This window comes from Bartonella sp. AC130YNZD, assembly GCF_042196865.1.
Lineage (GTDB): Bacteria > Pseudomonadota > Alphaproteobacteria > Rhizobiales > Rhizobiaceae > Bartonella.
The window spans coordinates 1-1,577 of sequence record NZ_JBHIQZ010000093.1 but is presented as its reverse complement, the minus strand read 5'-3'; the positions used below and the strand labels follow the sequence as shown (position 1 = coordinate 1,577).

Sequence of the window (1,577 nt, the reverse complement as noted above, 5' to 3'; positions counted from 1 at the left end):
AATTTCTTGCAGAAATATTGCTATTTTAAAAAAACGAGATGTTGAAGTGCCTTCAGATTATGAAGGGATTAATTACATTCCTTTTAATGAACACGTAAAAGAGACTCTCCCAAAACTTGTTGAACTATTAAATACAGCCGGATTCAATTTAGATACAGTTAACTACTGAATTTTTTTCTGCATGAAGTATACGAAAAATATGCACTATTCTTTGTTCTTCGGATAAGGCTTTAGGAGTATATGGGATAAAAACGTCCCGTACGGGTTTATTTTCTTGTAATAAAAGCATAAAATGATATAATCATCCCGAAAGGGACGATTATGATTGAAAGCAGAATGAAAATATTGGGTTTTATTGTTAGAAATACACGTAAACAACAAGGATTAACACAAGAACAGTTAGCAGCTACATCAGGGGTTGGTGTGCGTTTTATCCGTGATTTAGAAAGAGGCAAAGAGTCTTGTCATGTTGGAAAAACCATACATGTGCTTTCAATGCTTGGTCTTGATATTCAGATTGAAAATGAAAAATTATGACCCGTACACTTGATGTTTATTTACACGCAAAATTAGTAGGTCAATTACAACAAGAAAAAAGTGGAGATCTCACGTTTCTCTACGATACTGATTATTTGTATAAAGATTTATAGCTTTAGCTTGCATATTTTCGTAGATCTTGCGCATTACCTTCATATTATTCATCCGCATATCAAGGATAGACTTTTCAATATCTGTTAAACGCCCTTTATCGAGATTTTTCAACCGTGTATAATGTGATGCCATTGCTCGTCTAGCTGCATCATAAGGCAATCCATTTTTACGAAGCTTTGGTAGATTATGTCCCCTATTGATTATGTCATATTGCTTAGGATCAGAAACAATTATTACATGATCTTTAATAACATCTATTTCCGCTAAAGCTGTTCTGAGGCTCCCTGCCATAGATTTACTATTGGAATATCTAAACAAATCATTTTTTACAATTTTGCGTTCTGTACTAATAAGTAATGATAAGTTATTGCTACGTCCAATATCACAAACATGATCATACAATTCATTCCACACACTACATAGCCTCTTAGTCGCTAATGTTTGAGCACGACTTTCTACATAGTTATTTTCACGGAAAAAAATCTTTTCTATCTTGTCGTCTTCTTCAGAAATAATCGCCTCCTATCATAATACCTTTGTCTAACCAATCTGGACCATATTTCTCATCAGCTTTTTTTGTAGAAAATCCCATATCACGAATAAATTGTGCTCCATGTTCAGATCTAAGAAACAAAAGTGTATGTGCTGGAGGCTCAGTCATTGCCAACCATTCCCATGCTGTGTTGCCATCACCGGCATGATCTGCAGCTTCTGACTCGGCAGTATAAATACCATCTTGATCTAAACCGCCTACTCGTAATTCCTCGCGTTCAGCATCAGTCATATAACTTTTGGGTAATTTCTTTTGCATAGGAAATTCCTTTCTGTAATCTGTCTTGAAATATTAATCTAATGATTAAATCTGATCAATCAAATTTCCTATTTTATCATTGATCATTTTAATTATTCTATCAGAAAAAACGATC

The 1,577-nt window shown here is 34.0% G+C and carries 3 protein-coding genes; 1 reads left to right on the top strand and 2 read right to left on the bottom strand.

The genetic code is table 11. The features are described from left to right. Window positions 1-321: 321 nt before the first annotated feature. Window positions 322-537 (top strand): type II toxin-antitoxin system Y4mF family antitoxin, encoded by a 216-nt coding sequence (locus tag ACFINU_RS09775; RefSeq protein ID WP_007552402.1) that lies wholly within the window; start codon window positions 322-324, stop codon window positions 535-537. 69 nt (window positions 538-606) lie between these two features. On the opposite strand, the gene ACFINU_RS09770 is transcribed toward ACFINU_RS09775, so the two are convergent. Both ACFINU_RS09770 and ACFINU_RS09765 read right to left on the bottom strand, forming a co-directional pair. Next, window positions 607-1,065: a hypothetical protein gene (locus ACFINU_RS09770; protein ID WP_375618897.1), complete on the bottom strand. Its 459-nt coding sequence runs from the start codon at window positions 1,063-1,065 to the stop codon at window positions 607-609. 91 nt (window positions 1,066-1,156) lie between these two features. After that, the gene (locus ACFINU_RS09765; RefSeq protein WP_375618898.1) at window positions 1,157-1,462 is read right to left on the bottom strand and encodes a hypothetical protein; all 306 of its coding nucleotides are present in this window, start codon (window positions 1,460-1,462) and stop codon (window positions 1,157-1,159) included. Between the last annotated feature and the right edge of the window lie 115 nt (window positions 1,463-1,577).

Coding starts and splice junctions, on each gene's coding strand:
- ACFINU_RS09775 (WP_007552402.1), top strand. CDS start 322: ATGATTGAAAGCAGAATGAAAATATTGGGTTTTATTGTTAGAAATACA.
- ACFINU_RS09765 (WP_375618898.1), bottom strand. CDS start 1,462: ATGCAAAAGAAATTACCCAAAAGTTATATGACTGATGCTGAACGCGAG.